Source organism: Sanguibacter biliveldensis (assembly GCF_033798665.1).
Lineage (GTDB): Bacteria > Actinomycetota > Actinomycetes > Actinomycetales > Cellulomonadaceae > Sanguibacter > Sanguibacter inulinus.
This window is the reverse complement of record NZ_CP138359.1, coordinates 4216979-4236993: the sequence shown is the minus strand read 5'-3', so window position 1 is coordinate 4236993 and position 20015 is coordinate 4216979. Positions and strand designations below refer to the sequence as shown.

The window sequence follows — 20015 nt, the reverse complement described above, 5'->3', positions numbered from 1 at the left end:
CACGCCTTCAGCCGACCTTCAGCCCGGACCCGGCAGACTGTGGACCGGAGGTGTGGCCCAGATGCGGATCTTGGTGGTGGACGACGAGGCTCGGCTGCTCGACGGCGTGCGCCGCGGGCTGGAGGCCGAGGGCTTCGCGGTCGACACGGCGGCGAACGGTGTCGACGGGTTGTGGATGGCCCAGGAGCACAGCTACGACGCGATCGTCCTCGACATCATGATGCCCGGCATGAACGGGTACACGGTGTGCGAGAGGCTGCGGGCCGAGGGGGACTGGACCCCGATCCTCATGCTCACCGCCAAGGACGGCGAGTGGGACGAGGTCGAGGCCCTGGACACCGGCGCCGACGACTTCCTCAGCAAGCCCTTCTCCTATGCGGTGCTCGTCGCCCGCCTGCGGTCCCTCGTCCGGCGCGGCGTCCGTGAGCGGCCCGTCGTGCTCGAGGCGGGCGACCTGCGGCTCGACCCGGCGACCAAGCGCGTCCAGCGCGGCGGCACCGAGATCGAGCTGACCTCGCGCGAGCTCGCCGTCCTGGACTACCTCATGCGGAACGTGGGCGACGTCGTCTCGAAGCGCCAGGTGCTCGAGAACGTGTGGGACGTGGACTTCGAGGGTGACCCCAACATCGTCGAGGTCTACGTGCGGCACCTGCGCAACAAGGTCGACAGGCCCTTCGGCCGTGCGTCGATCGAGACGCTGCGCGGCTCCGGGTACAGGCTCAGCCGTGGGTGAGCAGGTGGTGGGGCGCAGCCGACGACGCCCGTGGCGCGCGGTGCGCGCCCGCGCAGCGCTCGGGGCGGCGCTCGTCGTCGGCCTGTTCCTCGTCGTCGGGTCCTTCGTCTTCGTCGCGCTGCTCTCTGTCTCCCTGCACGGCGGCGTCGCGCAGAGCGCGTCCTCCGAGGCCGAGGTCGCCGCGGCGCGCGTCGAGCAGTCGGGGACGGCCCGCCTGCCCGAGTCTGACGACCAGCTCCTCGTGCTCGTCGACGCGGACGGGCAGGTGCTCGAGAGCAGCGACGACGAGATCGAGCTGCCCTCGCCGGTCCCGTCGGGCGACACCGTCGACGCGACGGTCGACGACGAGCACGTGCTCTTCGCCGCCGAGGACGTCGAGGTCGACAGTGACGAGCTCAGGGTCCTCGCCGGGAGGTCCCTCGACGACGTGGACGACGCCGTGAGCACAGTCGCGGCGCTGCTCGCCGTCGCCGTCGTGGTGCTCGTCGTGCTGGTCGCGGTCACCACCCGGGTGGTCGTCGGCAGGGCCCTGGCCCCCGTCGAGCAGATCCGCCGCGAGGTCGCCGGGCTCGAGGCCGACGAGCTGCACACGCGGGTCGAGGTGTCGCCGGCGGGCGACGAGGTGAGCCGTCTCGCCGAGACGATGAACGAGATGCTCGCCCGCCTCGACCGCGCCCAGGCCGCCCAGCGCAGGTTCGTCTCCGACGCGTCCCACGAGCTGCGCTCGCCGCTCGCCTCGATGCGCCAGTACGCCGAGGTGGCCGTCGCGCACCCCGACCGCGTCGAGGTGACCGAGCTCGCCGGGACCGTCCTCGCCGAGGGGGCGCGCGTCCAGGACCTCGTCGACTCGCTGCTGCTGCTGGCCAGGCTCGACGAGCGCTCGCGGCACGGGGTAGGCAGGGCGGTCGACCTCGACGACCTGCTGCTCGCCGAGGCCTCCAGGGTCCGGGCGCTCGGTGTGGTCCGGGTCGACGCCTCGGGGATCAGCGCCGCACAGGTGCAGGGGGACGAGACGATCCTCGCGCGGGTGGTCCGCAACCTCGTGGACAACGCCGTCAGGCACGCCCGGTCGACCTTGACGATCTCCTCGTCGGAGGCGCACGGCCGGGTCCGGCTGGTGGTCGAGGACGACGGTGCGGGCATCGCGCCGCAGGATCGTGGACGGGTCTTCGAGAGGTTCGTCAGGCTCGACGAGGCACGTGCCCGCGACGACGGCGGCTCAGGGCTCGGGCTCGCGATCGTCGCCGACGCCGTCAGGCTGCACGGCGGGAGCGTCGAGGTCGAGACCGGCGCGGCCGGTGGGGCACGCTTCGTGGTGACGCTGCCTGGCGTGGTGCCTCCCGCCTAGCATGTGGCCATGGGCCTCCACCTCGACGCGACCGCCATGCTTGTGACTGCGGGATGGGTCCGTGAGGAACCGCTGCGGTCCGGTGCCGCCGAGGTTCCCCCTTCGCTGGTCGGCGCGGACGACCAGCTCCTCGCGTGGGTGGGCTCGTTCTCCGTGCTCGCCAGCCCGGACGACACCGTGTGGTTCCTCTCGGCGCAGGACTACGCCGGTGGGGTCGGCATCAGCGACGAGGCCTTCCCGTGGGACGCCTTCAGGCACGAGAGCCTCGCGGCAGCGTCCGGACCAGCCGAGCGCGCTGCCGTCGACGCGTTCTGGGCCGGCCATCTCCCGATCCTGCTGTCGGTGCGCGACGGGCACGAGTACCTGGCGATCGCCCCGGACGGTCAGGTGGTCCGCGGGGGAGAACCCGAGCTCGAGGAGGTCACTGTCGTCGCGCCCGACCTCGAGACTCTGCTCCGGGACGTGGCGGCAGGGGTCAGCACCGCGGACCCGCTCACCGACGCGCTGCTCGGGATCGTGGGTAGTGCGCGGCCTGGCCGCGAGCCGTAGGTCGTCACTCGTCCTACCTGCTGCAGGTCGCTTCAGGCTGGGTTCAGCACCGCCTCGGCAGACTGCAGGCATGGACACGAACCGCACCCCCGAGAACCCCGAGACCCCCCAGAACCCCGGTCAGGACGACCGGACGGCCGCCTTCGAGACGACGCCACCCGCATCGCCGTCTGCTTCGGCTGCTCCCCAGCCGCACGCTGCGCAGCCTGGCGCGACGCCGGCACCGGCGGGTCCGGCCGCGACCGCTCAACCCGTGGCCAAGACCGCCGCGTGGCGCCGCAAGCCCGTGTGGGTCGCCGCGGCCGTGGTCGCCCTCGTGGCCGGCGGTGCCGGTGTGGCCTACGCGGTCGACGAGCTGGGCGACGACGACGACAGCTCGTGGAGCGCCTCCGACGAGCGTCGGGCGGACGACCTCGACAGGGACGACCGCGACGACGAGCGTCGGGCGGACGACTACCGCGGTGACGACTACCGCAGCGACGACGTCCGCGACTCCCGCGGCTCTGACCACCGCAGCGACGACCGCGACGACGACGGGCAGCCCTCGGTCGCGACCGGCGACGGCTCTCGCGACGACGACCAGCGCGAGCGCCGCGACGTCGACGACGTCCCGCTCACCGACGCCGAGGTCGCCTCCGCGACCGATGCGGCGCTCGCGGAGGCGGGCGGCGGCACGGTGACAGACGTCGACCGCTCCGACGACGCCGACCACGCCTTCGAGGTGGACGTGCTCCTCGAGGACGGAGACGAGCTCGAGGTCGAGCTCGCCGACGACTTCACGGTGGTATGGACTGAGGTCGACCCGGCAGACCGCGGCTGAGCACCCTGGCGCCCAGCCGCGTCGGCGCTGTCAGCCCTGTCAGCCCTGCTCGGGCCTGACGCCGAGCAGTTTGAAGGTCGCCCCCGTCGGGTCGGCGAGCGTCGCAAGGCGCCCGTAGGGGGTGTCCTCGGGCTCGTCCACGACGCTCCCGCCGTGCTCGAGCGCCAGCGCGACCGTCGCGTCGACGTCGTCGCTCCCGAAGTACACGGCCCACGAGGCGGGGACACCCTCGGGCAAGAATCTCGAGCCGTCCATCATCCCGGACTCCTCGTGACCGTCGACGACGTTCATGCTGTAGCGGAAGTCGTCGGTGTCGCCCTGGACCGCGACCTCCCAGCCGAAGACCGTCGTGTAGAAGCTGAGCGCCGCGGCGTAGTCGCGGGTGATGAGCTCGTGCCAGGCGGGGGCGCCGTGCTCGCGTGCGAGCTGGAACCCGCTGTTGTCCCCGGGCTGCCACGTCGAGAACATGGTGCCGGTGCTGTCGAGGAACACCGCCATGGTGCCCTGCACGTCGACGGTCATCGGCTCGACGATCACGCGTCCGCCGTTGTCCTCGACCGCCGCGACGGTCGCCCCGGTGTCGGAGACCGCGAAGAACGTGCCCCACCCGTCGGGGAACCCGGACCCCGCGGGGTTCTGCATCATCCCGGCGATCCGTGCCCCGTCCTTGGAGAACGTCACGTAGCCGCCGTACTCGGGCGGTCCGACGAAGGCCTCCCAGCCGAAGAGGGCGCCGTAGAACTCGATCGCCTTCGCGGTGTCGGCGCTGGACAGGTCGATCCAGATCGGTGCGCCGAGCGGCGCGCGGTCCCGTGCAGGCATGGTGTGCTCCTCGCTGAGGCCTCCCGAGGACGGCCGCCCCCGGGACCACCCGTGGGCCGAGCGGTGCGGGCGGTGTGCTCCCAGGCTAGGAGCGCCGGGGCGGGGCGTCTTCTCCGAACTTGCTCAGCACGTCAGGAGCCTGTCCGGCGGACGGCGGAGAGGCGGGCAGCAGAGAGGGCGACGGTAGAGAGGGCGACGGCAGAGAGGGCGACGGTCACCCGGTGCGGGTGTCCGTCGCCCTCGTGAGAGTGCCGTTCCTGGTCGTGCGTCAGGCGTCGACGAGCGCGCCCTGGTCCGCGGCCCGGCGGGTGGCTCGGTGCGCCGCTCGCAGCGCGACCCCGATGACCACAGCGGTGAGGAGGGCGAGCACGGCTCCGATCGCCGAGGTGAGGTCGACCCCGTGCGCGAAGGCCGCCTTCGCGGCCTCGAGCAGGGCGTCGGCCTGGCCGGCGGGCAGACCGTCGGCTGCGCTCACAGCGCCCCCGAGGGTCTCCCGCGCCTGGTCGGCGACAGCAGGGTCGAGACCCGCGGGCAGCTCGAGCCGTGTGCGGTAGACGGCGGCGAGGACGCTGCCGAGGATCGCGACGCCGAGCGAGGCGCCGAGCTCGTAGGCCGTCTCGGAGATGCCAGACGCAGCGCCAGCACGCTCGGGCGGGACCGAGGCGAGGATCGCGTCGTTCGTGAGCGTCTCCGCGAGACCCGCTCCACCGCCGACCAGCACGAAGATCACGACGATCACCCCGACCGAGGACGAGCCCGTCAGCGTGGTGCCGAGCAGGTAGCCGAGGGTCGCGAGCAGCAGACCCACCGGGATGAGCAACCAGATCGGCGCGATGCGGGCGAGGGCCACGGCCGCGAGCCCCATGGCCACGGTCGCGGCAGCACCGGGGAGCAGGTACAGACCGGCCTCCATCGGCGACAGCTCGAGGACGAGCTGGAGGTACTGCGACACGAAGAAGATCAGACCGGAGATCGAGAAGACCGCCATGAAGTTGGCGAGGACCGAGGCGGAGAACACGCGGTTCCTGAACAGCCCGACCTCGAGGAGCGGGGAGCTCGAGCGCGTCTGACGACGCACGAACAGCACACCCAGCGCGACACCGAGCAGCAGCGACGCGACCCCGAGCGGGCTGATGCCGTCCGAGGCGAGCTTCTTGATGCCGAAGACGAAGGGCAGCATCGAGACGACGGAGAGCACGACGCTGAGCGGGTCGAGGCGCGCGGAGCCCGGGTTGCGGGACTCGGGCAGCAAGAACGGCGCGACGACGAGCAGCACGACGAGCACGGGCACGTTGATGAGGAAGATGGACCCCCACCAGAAGTGCTCGAGCAGCCAGCCGCCGACGATCGGGCCGAGCGCAGACCCGGCCGAGAAGGCCGACGCCCAGATGGCGATCGCGAGGCGACGCTGGTTGTCGTCGAGGAAGAGGTTGCGCAGCAGCGCGAGGGTCGACGGCATGAGGGTCGCGCCGAAGAGCCCGAGCAGCGCGCGTGCCGCGATGAGGTGCGTCGCGTCCCCGGCGAAGGCTGCGTACACGCTGACGAGGCCGAAGCCCGTCGCGCCGACGAGCAGCAGCCGACGCCGCCCGACGCGGTCGCCGAGGGTCCCCATGGTGACGAGCAGCCCGGCGAGGATCAGCGGGTAGATGTCGACGATCCACAGCAGCTGGCTCGCCGAGGGTGAGAGCGCCTGGCTGAGCTGGGGGATCGCGAAGGACAGCACGGTGTTGTCGATGCTCACCAGGAGCACGGGCAGCATGAGGGCGGCGAGACCGAACCAGGCCCGTCGCCCGGCGCGGGGTGCGTCTGGTGCGGTCTTCTCCGCGGTGCTCGCGGTGCTCGCACCGGTGCGGGTGGTGCTGGGGTCGGTGGTGTCGTGACGGTGCAGCGACGGGGTGTCAGCCATGGTCTCGCCTCCTCGGTCGTAGGGCCGAGCGCTACTGTACCGGCTGGACGGTACACCGCGTCTAGACTGTGACCATGTCCACTCGGCCCGACCGCTCCAAGCCCACCCGCGAGGTCGTCCTCGACGCTCTCGAGACCCTCCTGCTCGCGGGAGGCTCCTCCGCAGCGACCCTCGAGGCCGTCGCGGCGGCGGCCGGTGTGTCCAAGGGTGGGCTGCTGTACCACTTCGGCTCCAAGGAGGCCCTGTACCAGGGTTTCCTCGACAGGCTGCTCGTCGAGTCCAAGGCCGAGGCCGACGGGACGCTGACCGCCCCCGAGGGGGTCGTCGCCGCGTACCTCGACGTGTCCTCCGTCGCGACCGACCCCTCGACCCGCTCGGTGCTCGCCGCGCTGCGCCTCGCCGGCGTCCAGGAGGTCGACGTCGAAGGAGCCCTCGTCGAGTCCTTCGAGTACTGGTACGAGGTCATCGCCCGGCGGATCGACGACCCGGTCCTCGCGCGCCTCGTCCAGCTGGTGGGCGACGGTCTCTACCTCCACGCGCTCATCGGCTCGGTCCAGCACGACGAGGACGAGCAGGTGGTCGCCCGCGTCGTCGCGCTGGTGGCCGAGCACGAGGCCGAGCGGGGCTGACCCAGGTCAGGGAGGCTGCGCGGGGCTGACCCGGGTCACGAGAAGCTGCCGGGAGGCCGTCCGCCTGTGCGGCTCAGGCGAGGTGCTCGGCGACGGTGCCGTGCGCGTGCTCGTCGGCGGCCTCTGCCCTGGGCAGCCAGACGGTGACGGTCGTCCCCTCCCCGAGGGTGCTCGTCATGGTGATGGTCCCGCCGTGGGCGTCGACGATCGACTTGGTGATCGCCAGCCCGAGCCCGATCCCGGGGATCTGCCGGGAGGTCGCGCTCTGAGCCCTGTGGAACTTCTCGAACACGTGGTCGAGGTCGGTCCCGCTCATGCCGATCCCCGAGTCGGAGACGACGATCGCGCACGCCCGTGCCTCGACGAGCGTGCTGACAGTCACCGTGCCCCCTCGCGGCGTGTACTTCAGGGCGTTGGACAGCAGGTTGTCGAGCACCTGCGAGATGCGGCGTGCGTCGACGTGGACCGCAGGGGAGGCCTGCGCCACGTGCTCCAGGCCGACCCCGGCGGCGGCGAACCGCGGCGTCGTGGACTCGACGGACCGAGCGACGAGACGTCCGAGGTCCACCTGGCTGGGGGAGATCTGCACGGCGCCGGCGGTCGTCTGGGCCGTGGTGAGCAGGTCGGAGACGAGAGCCAGCAGGTGCTCGGCGTTGCGGTCGACGACACCCAGGTAGAACAACGTCTCGTCAGGGAGGAGGCTGGTCTGGTCCTCGTGGTCGCCGCGGATCAGCTCGAGGTATCCCATGATCGAGGTCAGCGGGGTCCGGAGCTCGTGGGAGACCGTCGCGACGAACTCGTCCTTGACGCGCATCGCGCTCACCACGGCCGTCACGTCGTGGTAGACCACCATGACCCCGTGGCTGTGCTGCTCGGCGTCGAGCATCGGGCGCGAGGTGGCGAGCACGGCGCGCTGTCCTTCGCTGGGGCGGCCGAACCACATGAGGTGCTCGGAGACGACCTCCCCGCGCCGGGCGAGCTCCGAGGGGAACAGGGCGAAGGGCAGGGGGGTGACCCCGTCCTCCTCGAAGACCAGCCGATCGCCCTCGCCGACGTCCCCGGCCCAGGTGAGTGCGTAGAGGTCGTTCTCCGGGGTGTTGGACAGCAAGATCTCCCCGTCGGTGCCGAAGGCCACGACAGCCGAGTCGAGCGAGGCCAGCATCGCCTGCAGCAGGACTGTCGTCGTGGTGCGCTCGGTCAGCGACTCGTCCAGGCGGGTCTGCTCCTGGCGCAGCCTGTGCCGCTGGACCTCCCAGTGCTCGGTGATGATCGCGCAGGCCGACACCATCGCGGCGGCGACCAGCGGCAGCACGAGCGGGGAGGGCCAGTCCGTGAACCCCTGTGTCCGGGAGTCCATCCACGACGCCGTCGCGCTCAGCACGAAGGTCCCGACGACGGCCCACGCCGCACCCCGCCACAGGTAGGCCTGGGCCAGCCACAAGCACGGGAGCAGCGCCAGGGTCGTGAGCATGACCCCCTTGGCGTCGAGGGCGACGACCGCTGCGCCCAGACCGATCAGGTCGGCTGCGCACAGCGCGGCCGGGGCCCACGGCGGGGTGGGGCGGTCCTGGGCGGCCCATGCCGCGGCGCTCACCAGCACCACCAGCAGCACCCCGCCCCACCCGAGCACGGGCACGGCCACCGGGACCGTGAGCAGCAACCATGCCGTGAGCGGCAGGTAGATGAGGGCGAAGGGGATCTGCAGGGCTGTGCTGTGGTGGTGCCCGCGGATGCCGAGCGCGCGCATCAGGTGCGACGTCCACCCCGACAGGTGCGCCCGTTCTCGTGTGTGCAGGTCCATACCCGGACGGTAGGGCCACGCGTGCGTCCACGCCCGACGTGCCGGTCCCGCGGCGTGCCCGACGGTCCGTCGACGCGCGTCCTCTACTCTGGAGTCAACACCCCGGAGCCGTCCCTGTAACTCGCGTGCGAGTCGATCACACGACCGGGGTTTTGCATGTCCGGCACTGGGAAGCCTGTGCGTGTGGCTGCGCCGCGGTGCGCCGTACGGTGGTCCCAGGTGCGGTGCAGCCGCCCGGCGCCCAGAGGGGGCGCCTCCCGACACCCGAGGTGATCCACGTGCCAGTCGTCCTCCTGACCGGATTCGAGCCCTTCGGCGGGCAGACGGTCAACCCGTCCTGGCAGGCCGTGCAGCGCCTCGCCGCCGCGTGGGACGGTCCTGCCGAGCTCGTGACCCTCGAGCTCCCGGTCGACTTCCGCACGGCGGGCCCGGCGCTCGCGGAGGCGGTCGAGCGGAGCCGGCCCGACCTCGTCGTCGCGGTCGGCCAGGCAGGCGGGCGCCCGGACGTGACGGTCGAGCGGGTCGCGATCAACGTCGACGACGCCCGCATCCCCGACAACGGCGGGTTCTCGCCTGTCGACGAGCCCGTGGTGCCCGGCGGGCCCGCAGCCTACTTCGCGACCCTCCCGGTCAAGGCCTGCGTCGCCGCCATGACCGCGGCTGGCGTCCCGGCCTCGGTCTCGCAGACCGCGGGGACCTTCGTCTGCAACCACGTGTTCTACCAGGTGATGCACGAGCTCGCGGGCCGCTCGGCCGGCGGACCGCTCGCGCGCGGTGGCTTCGTGCACGTCCCCTTCACGCCGGAGCAGGCGGCGGGCACCCGGCACCCGAGCATGACCCTCGACGTCATCACCGCGGGTCTCGACACGATCGTGCGCACGAGCCTGACGACCGAGGCCGACCTGCGGGTGACGGGTGGGACGACGCACTGACCAGCCTCTCGGGTGGCGCCTCTCGACGTGCGAGAACGGCGGATCTGTGCGTCTGCCAGGCGTCCGTGCAGGATCTGTGGAGGCTCTGGACGTCACCCTCTCCTCGGGATGCGGGCGCGGTGGGACGCACGTACCGTCGAGTCATCGGACAACCTGAGGAGGCCCATCATGGGACTTGGTGACAAGATCAAGAACGCTGCAGAAGACGCCAAGGGCAAGGTCAAGGAAGCGACCGGCTCTGTCACGAACAACGAGAGCCTCGAGGCTGAGGGCAAGGCGGACCAGTCCGCTGCCTCGGCCAAGAAGGCCGGCGAGAACGTCAAGGACGTCTTCCGCGACTGATCGCCTCAGAGCTTCACGAGAGCCCGTCCCCATCTCTGGGGGCGGGCTCTCGTGCGTCGTCCCTCGGGTCAGCGGCAGGCACCTGCGGCAGCGATCTGCTCGTCGCTCGGCCGGCCGTAGGCCCACTCGCCCGAGCCGTTGCCGTCGTCGTATCCCATGCTGATCGCCCACGAGGTCGCGAACATCTCGTCGTCGCTGCTGAAGGGCGGCGCCGCATAGAGGTCGTTGCACTTGGACGTGATCGCGTGCCCGGTCTCGTGGACCACCAGGGCCTGCACGCCTTCCTCGGGCCACCGCTCGGCGACGTTGTCCGACAGCGTGATGGTCGAGTAGCCGTACTGCGCGGTGTTCCACGTGGCGTAGCCGCCCGACGAGCCGTCGAGCCCGTAGCCGTTGACCTCTGGTGCCCAGGCGAAGTCGACGGGCACCCCGCCGGCGAGCGAGCGGGCGAAGGCCTCGATGACGGGCCGGTTCGGGTGGACGGGGTTGGCCAGCAGCCATTCCTGGTCGGTCTGGGAGGTGACCACGGCGTTCGCAGCGGCCGCGAAGGTCGCCAGCTGGGTGCTGCTGTCGGCCGACCAGCTCGACGAGACGCCGGCGGCCGCGACCTGCATCTCCGACCGGCTGGCGTTCGTCGCGACCGTGTAGGTGTCGACGTAGCTCTGCGACGTGGCAGGCACCGTCGCGAGCAGCGCGTCGGCGGCGTCGGCGAGCGTGTCCTGCTGGGTGGTGAGGGTGTCGAGCCCGGTCTGGGTGTCCTCGAGCGTCGTGGTGAGGGTCTCGACGTCGGTTTCCACCTGCTCGGTCGCCTCGACGATCTCGTCGGTCGTCGTCGGACGGGCGTCGGGGGGTTCCGGTGCCTCCTGCGACGGGCCCCAGGAGTCGACTGCCGTCGAGAGGTCGGTCCGTGCTGTGTCGAGCGCCGTGCGCTCGGCCTCGGGGACGACGCCCACGGGTGCGGCGTCGAGCAGCAGGGTGGCGTCGTCGACGTCCGAGGTGGCGTCCGTGAGGGCCAGGTCGACGTCGGTCGCGAGCGTGGTGAGGGAGTCGACGACGCTGTCGAGGTCCTCGACGGCGTCGTCGTAGGCGGTCTCGGCGTCGGCCAGCTCCTGGGCCTCGCGCGCCAGACGGTCCGTGAGCTCTTGGGCTGCGCGCTGGTCGTCCGCCCGGTCGACCAGGACGGCTGTCGTCCCGCCGCCGAGGGCGAGCACGAGGAGGACGCCGAGCGCGACGGCCCAGCGTCGCGAGCGGCGTGGGCGGCGCGGAGCCGGCGCAGGTGCAGCCCACGGAGACCGACCGGGCCGCGAGGGCTGGCCGGGCTGCTGAGCCGCGTAGCCGGAGGGCTGCGGTGCGCCCGGGCGCCCACCGCCGTGCGGGTACCCGGTCGGCTGCGGCTGGTAGCCGCCCTGCGGCGGGTACGTGCTCGGGGATGGGGACCACCCTGCGGGCGCCGACCCAGGGGCCTGACCGTAGCCAGGCTGGACCGGCTGACGGGGAGCGGCCCACGGTCCGGGCTGCTGACCGGGTACGGCCGGCCCACCGCCGCGTCCGGGCTCGTCAGGCGTCGACGGGGGAGGCGGGGGCGGCGGAGGCGAGGCGCTCATCGTCACAGTGTGCAGCGAGACCGCGCCGGGCACGAGGGTTGCGGATGGGGTGGAGTCCCCGTGCCCGGGTGAGATCGGGCGGAGCAGATCTGGCGCACGGGTCGGGCGCAGCGCTGCCAGGCTCGTGCCGGGGTGCGGAGACCCTCGTCAGCGCGGCCGACCCGACGACCTCAGACCGTCGGGGAGTCCGGCGCGAGCTTCCACTCGTCGGAGGGGTCGATCTGGTGGCGGATCAGCGTGGCGGCCTCGCGCAGGCTGTCGGACTGGTCGGGCGACAGCGCGTCGAAGACGAGCTGGCGGACGGTCTCGACGTGGCCTGGCGCGGAGGCCACGATCTTGTCGAGGCCTGCGTCGGTGAGGATCGCGTTGGTGTGGCGGCGGTCGTGCTGGCTGGCCTCGCGGCGGACGTAGCCCTGCTTCTCGAGGCGCTTGACCACGTGGGACAGGCGCGAGAGCGATCCGCTCGTCAGCCGGGCGAGCTGTCCCATGCCGAGGGTGCGGTCGTCCTGCTCGGAGAGCATCGCGAGGACCATGTACTCGTAGAAGCTGATGCCGGCGTCGCGGGTCAGCTGGGCGTCGAGGGCGGCGGGGAGCCGGATCATCACCTCGGACAGGCGCAACCACGTGAGGTTCTCGGCGCTCGAGAGCCAGCGTGCGTCGTCAGGTCCGGGGGGCGTGGTCATGCGCCTAGCCTACCGCCTTTGCTTGACTCTTCAAATAATTCGACGGCTGCGCTCGTGACCTGCGACGTCCGCCCCGACGACCACGCCTCCCACAGCGTCGCGTAGGTCCCGCCGGCACGCACGAGGTCGTCGTGCGTGCCCTCCTCCACGACACGGCCGGCGTCGAGGACCACGACACGGTCGGCTGAGGCCGCCTGGCTGAGCCTGTGCGCGACGACGATCGCGCTACGACCTTCGAGCGCAGCCCGGGCGGCCTCGTCGAGGACCGACGCGCTCCCAGACCCGGCCTCGGCGGTGGCCTCGTCGAGGACCGCGAGGACAGGGTCGGCCAGCACGAGGCGGGCGAGGGCGAGCTGCTGGGCCTGGTCCGCCGTGAGCTCGCGGCCGCCGGCCCCGACGAGGGTCTCGAGCCCGAGGTCTGCCGCCCAGGTGGCCCCGACGGTGTCGAGCGCTGCGAGCAGCCGCGCGTCCTCTGCCGTGGGGTCTGCCAGCCGGAGGTCGTCGGCGAGGGTCCCGCTGAACACGTGGACCTGCTGGCTCACCAAGACTGTCGACCGGGGAGGCGGGGGCCAGGTGCCACCGACCGCGATCGTGCCGGAGCCGGGCGGGTGGATGCCGAGGACGAGGGCGGCGAGCGTCGTCTTTCCCGCGCCCGAGGCCCCGACGACGGCCACCTGCTCGCCTGCTCTCACGGTGAGGGAGACCTCGTCGAGCACCCGGCGCTCGCCGTAGGAGAAGCTCACGCGGTCGAGGACCACCACGTCGTCGCCGACCTCTGACGGGCCCGCGGTCGCCGGCTCTCGACAGGCTGCCTGCCCGGCGTCCGACCGTGCCCCTGTCAGCCCGACGAGCCGCGCGAGCCCGGCGCCGGCCTTCTGGAGCTCGTCGACCTGACCGAGGACCGTGCCGATCGGGTCGAACAACCTGTAGAAGAACAGCGCCGCGGCGGTCGCGGCCCCGATGCTCGCCACGCCGCTGCCCACCAGCCACCAGCCGACGCTCAGCACGCAGGACAAGCCGACGAGCTCGGCCATGTTGAGCTGGTTGTAGAAGCGCGCGAGCAGACCTGTCGCGTGCAGGGAGAGCCCGATCGCGTGCCGTGACCTGTCGGCGACGAGCTGCTCGTGCGCGGCACCCAGACCGAGGGAGACGACGGTCCGGCGTGCGGTCACGGTCTCGATGACCTGCTCGGTGCGCTCGGCCTCGGCCACCCGCACCGTCCTGTAGACGGGTCCGGAGCGACGCAGGAACCAGCGCAGCGCGAGCGCCTGGAGCGGTGCGGCGACCACGGCCGCGACGGCGAAGCGCCAGTCGAGGGCCCCGAGGCCGACGAGCGTGAGGGCGATGGTCAGGGCCGCCGAGGTGAAGGCCGGGAGCACCCCGGTGATCGCGTCGCTCACAGCCTCGACGTCTCCGGAGACCCTCGAGACCACGTCGCCGCTGCCAGCCGCCTCGACCCGGGCGACGGGCAGGGCGAGCGCCGCGTCGAGCACGTCTTCGCGCAGGTCGGCGAGCGCGCTCTCGCAGAGCTGCGCGAGCATCACCCGTCCGACCATGCCCAGGGCGGCCGTCGTGAGACCAGCCGCGAGGAGCCCGGCAGCGACGGCGACGAGGACCGACGTCTGCGCCCCGTCGACCACCTGGTCGACGAGCACACCGAGCAGCGCCGGGGTCGCCAGGCCGCAGACCGCGGCGAGCAGCAGCACGGCCGAGGTGGCCGCGAGACGCCCGCGGCGCTCCCGCAGCAGCTGCCACGTCGCCGCGCGGGTCTGACGGGTCGACGCGACGGGCAGCGGGACGCGGGTGGTCGGTGCGGGCGGTGAGGCGGGTGCGGTCGGGGCGGAGGGCTCGGTGGTCACGGCAGGTGACGGCTCGCTCATGCGGGCACCGCCACGGCGGGCGTCTCGGCCAGCCGCACCACGGTGCTGCAGGCCGCCAGCAGGGCCGGGCTCGTCGTCACGAGGACGACGGCCTTCTCGGGGAAGGCGCTGAGCCCGCCCGCGATCGCCGCCTCGGTGACCGAGTCGACCGCTGTCGTGGGCTCGTGCAGCACGAGGACAGGCTCTGGCCTGTGCAGCGCCCGGGCGAGGACCAGGCGCTGACGCTGACCACCCGAGAGGTTGTGGCCGCGGGCGCTCACGGGGCTGTCGAGCCCTGCGGGCAGATGGGTCAGCACCTCGGTGAGGCCGGAGGTGACGACGGCCCTGTCGTCGAGCGGACCCGGGCCCGGGCAGACGGCGTCGCGGACCGTCCCGGCGAGGACCGCGGCGTCGTGCTCGGCTGCGAACACCGTGGCCCGGACCGTCGAGGCGTCGGCGACCGCGAGGTCCTGGCCGCGGACCGAGACCAGACCGGCGCGAGGCGCAGCCCGGAGCCCGAGCGCGTCGACGAGGTGCTGGGCAGCCACGACGTCGTCGGCGACGACCCCGACGACGTCGCCCGGCCGCAGCGTGACGTCTGCGTGGTCGAGCCCGTCGGTCGACGTGACGCCGTGGAGCGTGAGCAGGGCGGGGCGGTCGGGCGCAGCGTCGCGGTCGCGGGCGTCGCCGCCGTCGGCCAGCAGGTGCGCGTCGGCGAGCAGCGTGGACAGCCGCCGCGCGGAGGCGCGTCGCTGCGCGAGGTCGACCCCGAGGAAGCCGAGCGAGGCCATCGGCCCCTGCACCAGCTGCGCGAGCCCCACCACGGTGACCAGCTGGCCTGTCGTGATCGACGCGCGCAGCGCCATCCAGCCGGCGCCGAGCGCGATCCCGGCGAGGAACACCGACGAGAGCGCCGTGCTGAGCGAGGTGTAGGCGGCCTTCGACCGTGCTGCGCGCAGGGCGGCGGCGAGCGAGCTCCGGCTCGCCGACCTGTAGCGGGCCGCCGCGGCGTCTTCCGCGCCGAGCCCCTTGAGCACCCGGAGCCCGGCCATCGCGTCTGTCGCGAGAGTTCCGGCCCGGGCCGCCGCCTCCTGCTCGCGGGCGCTGCGGCTCTCGAGCGGCACGGACAGCCTGTGCATGACGACGAGGACCACGGGTGTCGCGACCAGCACGGCCAGCCCGAGCGGCACAGACACCAGCAGCAGCGAGACGGCGACAGTCGTCACCGCGGCGAGGGCACCCAGCATCTCCGACACGAGCCAGGCCGTCCCGGCCACGCGTGAGGTGTCGGAGGTCGCGATGCTCAGCACCTCCCCGGGCGCCCGCGGGGCGGTCGAGCCGCGCGGGTCGAGCGTGCGGTGCACGACGAGGTCGCGCAGGTCGTGCTGCCCGACGGCGTAGACACGCATCGTGGCGAGCATCCCGGTGCGCCACGCGAGCGTCAGGGTCACGAAGACGGCGGCGAGCACGAGCAGCCACCGCACGAGCGCGGAGCCGTCGTGCGGCACGATCGCCTCGTCGACGACCACCCCCACGAGGACGGGGACGAGGGCCTCGCACACCTGGTGCAGCACGAAGCCGAGGCTCCCGACGACGAGCAGCCGACCTCGGCCGGACCCGAGCAGGGAGTACCTCACGAGGCGCGCGGGCGACCACCCTGAGGCGTCAGGTGCCGAGGGGGCGACGGGTGCGGTGCGGCTGCTGCCGTCACCCGCGGCCGGTCGACGGACCAGTCGTCGTGGCGTCGACGACGTCCTCGGTCTGCGGCTCGTCGGCACGCGGCGGGGTGGCATGGGTGTCACCGTAGGCGTATCGCGCAGTGGCCTCAATGGGATACCGTGCCGGACCATGTCGATCATCGGCCAGCAGGTCACGCAGGCATCCCAGGCCCGCCAGGCGTCTCAGGTCTCTCGGGCCGCCTCTCCGTCACGGGACGTCCCAGCAGTGCGGTCCGTGCGCTCGCGGCACTTCCCGCCGAGCGGCCCCGACAGGTGGGACTCCCACAGCCACGAGGTCCACGAGCTGCTGTGGGGTACGCAGGGTGTGCTGTCGGTCGAGACCGCAGACGGCTATTTCATGGTCCCTGCGGTCCTCGGGCTGTGGATCCCGGCCGGGGTCGCCCACGCCGTCCAGTGCGCGGGCGGTACGGGGTTCTGGTGCACCTACGTCGACGCGGACGTCCCCCCGGCGCTCGCAGCGCGCACGACCGCGGTGACCGTCACCCCGCTGCTGCGCGAGCTGCTCGTGCACATGGCGGCCGAGGCCATGCGCCCAGAGCTCCGCGCGGCCTCGGAAGGCCTTGCCGTCGGGCTGCTCGAGCCCGTGGACCTCTCGCCGATGGTCCTGCCCATGCCAGACGACCCGCGGCTCGCGAGGATCGCCCGGACGCTCCTCGACGACCCGGGGGACCACAGGTCGCTCGACGACTGGGGTGCCGAGGTGTCGGTGAGCGTCCGCAACCTCTCCAGGCTGTTCCACAGGGAGACGGGGATGACCTTCGCGCAGTGGCGGGTGCACGCCCGGGTGCGTCTCGCGGTGGGTCTGCTGGCCTCGGGGCTCTCTGTCGGGGCTGTGAGCCGGCGCGTGGGGTACTCGACCCCGAGCGCCTTCGTGCAGTCCTTCCGCAAGGTCCTCGGGCACACCCCGGGCTGGTACCTCTCGAGCGCGTCGCGTGGGGCCCCTGCCTCAGAGGGCGACGGTGCGCCCGGTGAGGGCCTGTCGGCGACAGCGTCTGGCCGGTGAGACGCACTGGACACCTTCACCCTGCACGAGGCTAAAGTTAGGGTAGGTAAGCCTAAGTAGCGCGAGACCGGGTCGGTGACCCGCCGTCCGCAGCACCCCGGGCCTGCCGCCTCGACCCAAGGACCTCCCATGACACGCACCACCACGCGCACCTCCGCCGCGCTCGCAGCAGCCGGCGTGGCCGCCCTGCTGCTCGGCGCCTGCTCGACCACGAGCGACGCCTCGACCGGCACAGACGCAGCGCCAGGCTCGAGCGCCGAGGCGACGACCCGCACCGTCGAGAGCGAGTTCGGCGAGGTCACCCTGCCGACAGAACCGCAGGCCGCCCTCGGCATGTACACGACCGACCTCGACATGCTCATCACCCTCGGTGTGCCGCTGGCTCAGAGCCAGCCGATCCGCGACGACGGCTACTCGACCTTCCCGTCCTTCTTCGACCAGGAGGCGCTCGAGGGCATCACGCCGTTCACGAACTTCCCGGAGTTCAGCTACGAGTCGATCCTCGCCGCGCAGCCCGACCTCATCGTCAACGGTCTCGGCTACGACGAGAGCATCGGCACGAAGCTCGCCGAGATCGCCCCGACGTACTCCTTCAACGGCTTCGACGGGAGCGACTGGCGCGTGAAGTTCGAGGCCCTCGCCGAGGCCCTCGGACGCACTGCCGAGCACGACGCCTGGACCGAGAGGTACCAGGCGAAGGTCGACGACATCCGGGCTCGTCTCGACGAGGCGGGGCTCGACCCCGTGGTCGGGTCGGTCGGCGTGGACGGCGACCAGGTCACCGTCTCCTGCTACGGCACCCCGTGCCTCGTCTTCGACGACCTCGGCCTCGACATCACCCCGCTGTCCGACGGCGAGGGTGCGACCCTCAGCTTCGAAGAGGTCGGCCAGCTCGACGGGATCGACGCCGTGTTCACCTCGATGGCACCCGAGGACGACGGCAGCTTCGGTGACGCCTTCGAGGCGCTCGCGGGCAACGCCGTGTGGCAGCAGCTGCCCTTCGTCACGCAGGGGCAGATCTTCACGAGCGACCTGGAGATGATCTACGGCTCGCCGTCGGGCCAGTACGCCTTCCTCGAAGAGGTCGAGAAGGCGCTGCTGCCGTGAAGATCTTCCGCGCCGAGGTCGTCTCGACCACCCGCCTCACCGCCGGCATGATCCGCATCGTCCTCGGGGGCGAGGGCGTCGCCGACTTCGTGTCGACCGGCGTGGGGGACGAGTACCTCCGGGTGTTCCTGCCGGCCCCGGGGGAGTCCGAGCCTGTGCTGCCCTTCGCGACGGAGAAGAGCTGGGACTACCCCGAGGGCGTCACACCGTCGCCGATGCGCACCTACACGGTGCGCGCCGTCGACCCGTCGGCGGGCACCCTGACCATCGACTTCGTGGTGCACGAGGGCGGGGTCGCGGCGACCTGGGCGCAGCACGCGACCGTCGGCGACGTCGTCGGGCTGAACTCTCCGTGCGGTCTCTACAGCCCGCCCGCCGACCTCGAGTGGCAGCTGCTGCTCGCCGACGCGACGGGGCTGCCGGCCGTCGGACGCCTGGTCGAGCAGGCTCCGGCCGGTGTGCGCACCCGCGTGATCGTCGAGGTCCCGGACGAGTCCCACCAGCAAGACTTCTCCAGTCCCGGCGTCGACGTCGTCTGGGTCTACGGCGGCAACGGCCACAGCCAGTCCCGCCTCGACGAGATCCTGCGGACCGTCGACCTGCCCGACGGCGTCGGCTACGTGTGGTTCGCCGGGGAGGCCAAGGTCATGCGCACGGTCCGCAAGCACCTGCGCCACGAGCGCGGGCTCCCCGGCACCGCCTACAAGGTGATCGGCTACTGGACCGACAAGGTCGAAGAGTGGACCGAGAGCTGGGACGCCGTCGACGCCGAGACCAAGCAGTGGCTCATGAGGCTCTGGGACGACGAGGGCCGCGCGGTCGAGGAGATCGAAGACGAGTACTTCGCGACGCTCGAGACCCTCGGGCTGTAGGGCAGGGACGAGACGATGACGACCTCGACGAGAGACACCGGCGCTCAGCCGCCCGGCAGGCACCTGCCCCCGGGCGGTCCGGAGACGGCTGAGAGCGCCACGCCAGGTGGGACGGCCGGCGTGGCGGGCGGACCGGTGGTCGCCGTGACCGCGGAGGGCGGCACGCTGCCCGAGGCGTCCGCAGCCCCCGCCGGCCTCGCGCACACCAACGCCACCCGCGCCTTCTGGCTGCTGGTCCTCGTCGCGGTGCTCGCCGTCGCGCTGCTGCTGAGCCTCGCCGTCGGCTCGAAAAACATCCCCTTCGCCACGGTGCTCAGCGGGCTCTTCTCGCCCGACGGGTCGAACGACCACATCATCGTCCGCGACATGCGCGCCCCCCGGACGGTCCTCGGGCTGCTCGTCGGCATCGCGCTCGGGCTGTCGGGCGCGATGATCCAGGCCTTGACCCGCAACCCGCTCGCCGACCCCGGGATCCTCGGGGTCAACGCGGGAGCGGGCTTCGCGGTGGTCGTCGGCGTCGCCGTCTTCGGGGTCGTGAACATCCAGCAGTACATCTGGTTCGCCTTCCTCGGCGCCGTCGTGACGACCGTCGTCGTCTACGTCATCGGGTCGATGGGCCGTGGCGGCACCACGCCGGTCCGGCTGACCCTCGCGGGGATCGCGATCGGCGCCGTCCTCGGCGGCATCTCGTCGGGGATCACGCTGCTCAACCCGCGGGTCTTCGACGCCATGCGGTTCTGGGGCGCGGGCACCCTGAGCAACCGCACCTGGGAGATGGTCGGGACCGTCACCCCGTTCATCGTCGCCGGGACCCTCGTCGCGCTGCTCGTCGCCCGCCCGCTCAACGCCGTCGCGCTCGGCGACGACCTCGCCAGCTCGCTCGGGGCGAACCTCACCCGGACCCGCATCTGGGTGGTCGTCGGCGTGACGCTCCTGTGCGGCGCGGCGACAGCCGCCGCCGGGCCGATCGGCTTCGTCGGCCTCATGGTCCCGCACGTCGCCCGGTGGTTCGTCGGCCCCGACCAGCGCTGGATCATGCCGTACACCCTCGTCATGGCACCCACGCTGCTGCTCGTCTCCGACGTCCTCGGGCGCGTCGTGCTGCGTCCCGGCGAGCTCCAGGTCGGGATCGTCACGGCCTTCGTCGGGGCACCCGTGCTCATCTGGCTCGTCCGACGACGGAAGGTGAGCGGGCTGTGAGCGCCGACCTCGAGACCCCGGGCGGGACGCCGCCGACCCCGCGGTCCCAGCAGACGCCGCCAGCCC

Annotated in this window: 18 protein-coding genes; 11 read left to right on the top strand and 7 right to left on the bottom strand. The window is 72.4% G+C overall.

Translation table 11 applies throughout. From position 1 onward, the window contains the following. Nucleotides 1–61: 61 nt before the first annotated feature. From SANBI_RS18415 to SANBI_RS18400, 4 genes are all read left to right on the top strand, one after another. Nucleotides 62–733: a response regulator transcription factor gene (locus SANBI_RS18415; RefSeq protein WP_319157650.1), complete on the top strand. Its 672-nt coding sequence runs from the start codon at nt 62–64 to the stop codon at nt 731–733. Then, nucleotides 726–2081 carry a sensor histidine kinase gene (locus SANBI_RS18410; protein WP_319157649.1) on the top strand — a complete coding sequence of 452 codons (1356 nt, stop codon included), beginning with the start codon at nt 726–728 and terminating at the stop codon, nt 2079–2081. The genes SANBI_RS18415 and SANBI_RS18410 overlap by 8 nt, the downstream gene beginning before the upstream one ends. A 9-nt stretch (nt 2082–2090) precedes the next feature. Then, nucleotides 2091–2630, top strand: a complete 540-nt coding sequence (locus SANBI_RS18405) for a hypothetical protein (protein WP_319157647.1) — start codon at nt 2091–2093, stop codon at nt 2628–2630. Nucleotides 2631–2700: 70 nt separating this feature from the next. After that, nucleotides 2701–3450, top strand: coding sequence for a hypothetical protein (locus tag SANBI_RS18400; RefSeq protein ID WP_319157645.1), 750 nt, complete (start codon nt 2701–2703; stop codon nt 3448–3450). A 39-nt stretch (nt 3451–3489) separates the two neighbouring features. Here SANBI_RS18400 and SANBI_RS18395 read toward each other — a convergent pair whose 3' ends face one another. After that, nucleotides 3490–4272 (bottom strand): VOC family protein, encoded by a 783-nt coding sequence (locus SANBI_RS18395; RefSeq protein WP_319157644.1) that lies wholly within the window; start codon nt 4270–4272, stop codon nt 3490–3492. A gap of 268 nt (nt 4273–4540) precedes the next feature. Further along, nucleotides 4541–6178: an MFS transporter gene (locus SANBI_RS18390; RefSeq protein WP_319157642.1), complete on the bottom strand. Its 1638-nt coding sequence runs from the start codon at nt 6176–6178 to the stop codon at nt 4541–4543. Nucleotides 6179–6252: 74 nt separating this feature from the next. Between SANBI_RS18390 and SANBI_RS18385 the strand changes: the two genes are divergently transcribed. Further along, nucleotides 6253–6807 (top strand): TetR family transcriptional regulator, encoded by a 555-nt coding sequence (locus SANBI_RS18385; protein WP_319157640.1) that lies wholly within the window; start codon nt 6253–6255, stop codon nt 6805–6807. 73 nt (nt 6808–6880) lie between these two features. Here SANBI_RS18385 and SANBI_RS18380 read toward each other — a convergent pair whose 3' ends face one another. Then, complete coding sequence (locus tag SANBI_RS18380; protein ID WP_319157638.1) at nt 6881–8608, bottom strand: sensor histidine kinase; 1728 nt, start codon at nt 8606–8608, stop codon at nt 6881–6883. A 278-nt stretch (nt 8609–8886) separates the two neighbouring features. Here SANBI_RS18380 and pcp point away from each other — a divergent pair, with 278 nt between their 5' ends. Next, entirely contained in the window at nt 8887–9540 is a 654-nt protein-coding gene (pcp, locus tag SANBI_RS18375) for a pyroglutamyl-peptidase I (protein WP_319157636.1), read from the top strand. A gap of 168 nt (nt 9541–9708) precedes the next feature. Further along, nucleotides 9709–9882, top strand: a complete 174-nt coding sequence (locus tag SANBI_RS18370; protein WP_012868691.1) for a CsbD family protein — start codon at nt 9709–9711, stop codon at nt 9880–9882. A 68-nt stretch (nt 9883–9950) separates the two neighbouring features. On the opposite strand, the gene SANBI_RS18365 is transcribed toward SANBI_RS18370, so the two are convergent. The 4 genes from SANBI_RS18365 to SANBI_RS18350 form a co-directional block, all read right to left on the bottom strand. Continuing rightward, on the bottom strand, nt 9951–11486 hold the full coding sequence (locus tag SANBI_RS18365) for a hypothetical protein (protein ID WP_319157633.1): 1536 nt from the start codon (nt 11484–11486) through the stop codon (nt 9951–9953). Nucleotides 11487–11656: 170 nt separating this feature from the next. Next, the gene (locus SANBI_RS18360; protein WP_319157631.1) at nt 11657–12169 is read right to left on the bottom strand and encodes a MarR family winged helix-turn-helix transcriptional regulator; all 513 of its coding nucleotides are present in this window, start codon (nt 12167–12169) and stop codon (nt 11657–11659) included. Next, nucleotides 12166–14049, bottom strand: coding sequence for an ABC transporter ATP-binding protein (locus SANBI_RS18355; RefSeq protein ID WP_319157629.1), 1884 nt, complete (start codon nt 14047–14049; stop codon nt 12166–12168). The genes SANBI_RS18360 and SANBI_RS18355 overlap by 4 nt, the downstream gene beginning before the upstream one ends. Beyond that, a complete protein-coding gene (locus SANBI_RS18350) occupies nt 14046–15821 on the bottom strand; it encodes an ABC transporter ATP-binding protein (RefSeq protein WP_319157627.1) in 1776 nt (591 codons plus the stop codon). Before SANBI_RS18350 ends, SANBI_RS18355 begins: the two co-directional genes overlap by 4 nt. A gap of 55 nt (nt 15822–15876) precedes the next feature. Between SANBI_RS18350 and SANBI_RS18345 the strand changes: the two genes are divergently transcribed. From SANBI_RS18345 to fepD, 4 genes are all read left to right on the top strand, one after another. Then, nucleotides 15877–16770 (top strand): helix-turn-helix domain-containing protein, encoded by an 894-nt coding sequence (locus SANBI_RS18345; protein WP_319157625.1) that lies wholly within the window; start codon nt 15877–15879, stop codon nt 16768–16770. Nucleotides 16771–16899: 129 nt separating this feature from the next. Further along, entirely contained in the window at nt 16900–17877 is a 978-nt protein-coding gene (locus tag SANBI_RS18340) for an ABC transporter substrate-binding protein (protein WP_319157623.1), read from the top strand. Next, nucleotides 17874–18749 (top strand): siderophore-interacting protein, encoded by an 876-nt coding sequence (locus SANBI_RS18335; RefSeq protein ID WP_319157621.1) that lies wholly within the window; start codon nt 17874–17876, stop codon nt 18747–18749. The genes SANBI_RS18340 and SANBI_RS18335 overlap by 4 nt, the downstream gene beginning before the upstream one ends. Nucleotides 18750–18869: 120 nt before the next feature. Continuing rightward, nucleotides 18870–19949, top strand: coding sequence for a Fe(3+)-siderophore ABC transporter permease (gene fepD / locus SANBI_RS18330; RefSeq protein ID WP_408669768.1), 1080 nt, complete (start codon nt 18870–18872; stop codon nt 19947–19949). Nucleotides 19950–20015: the final 66 nt, after the last annotated feature.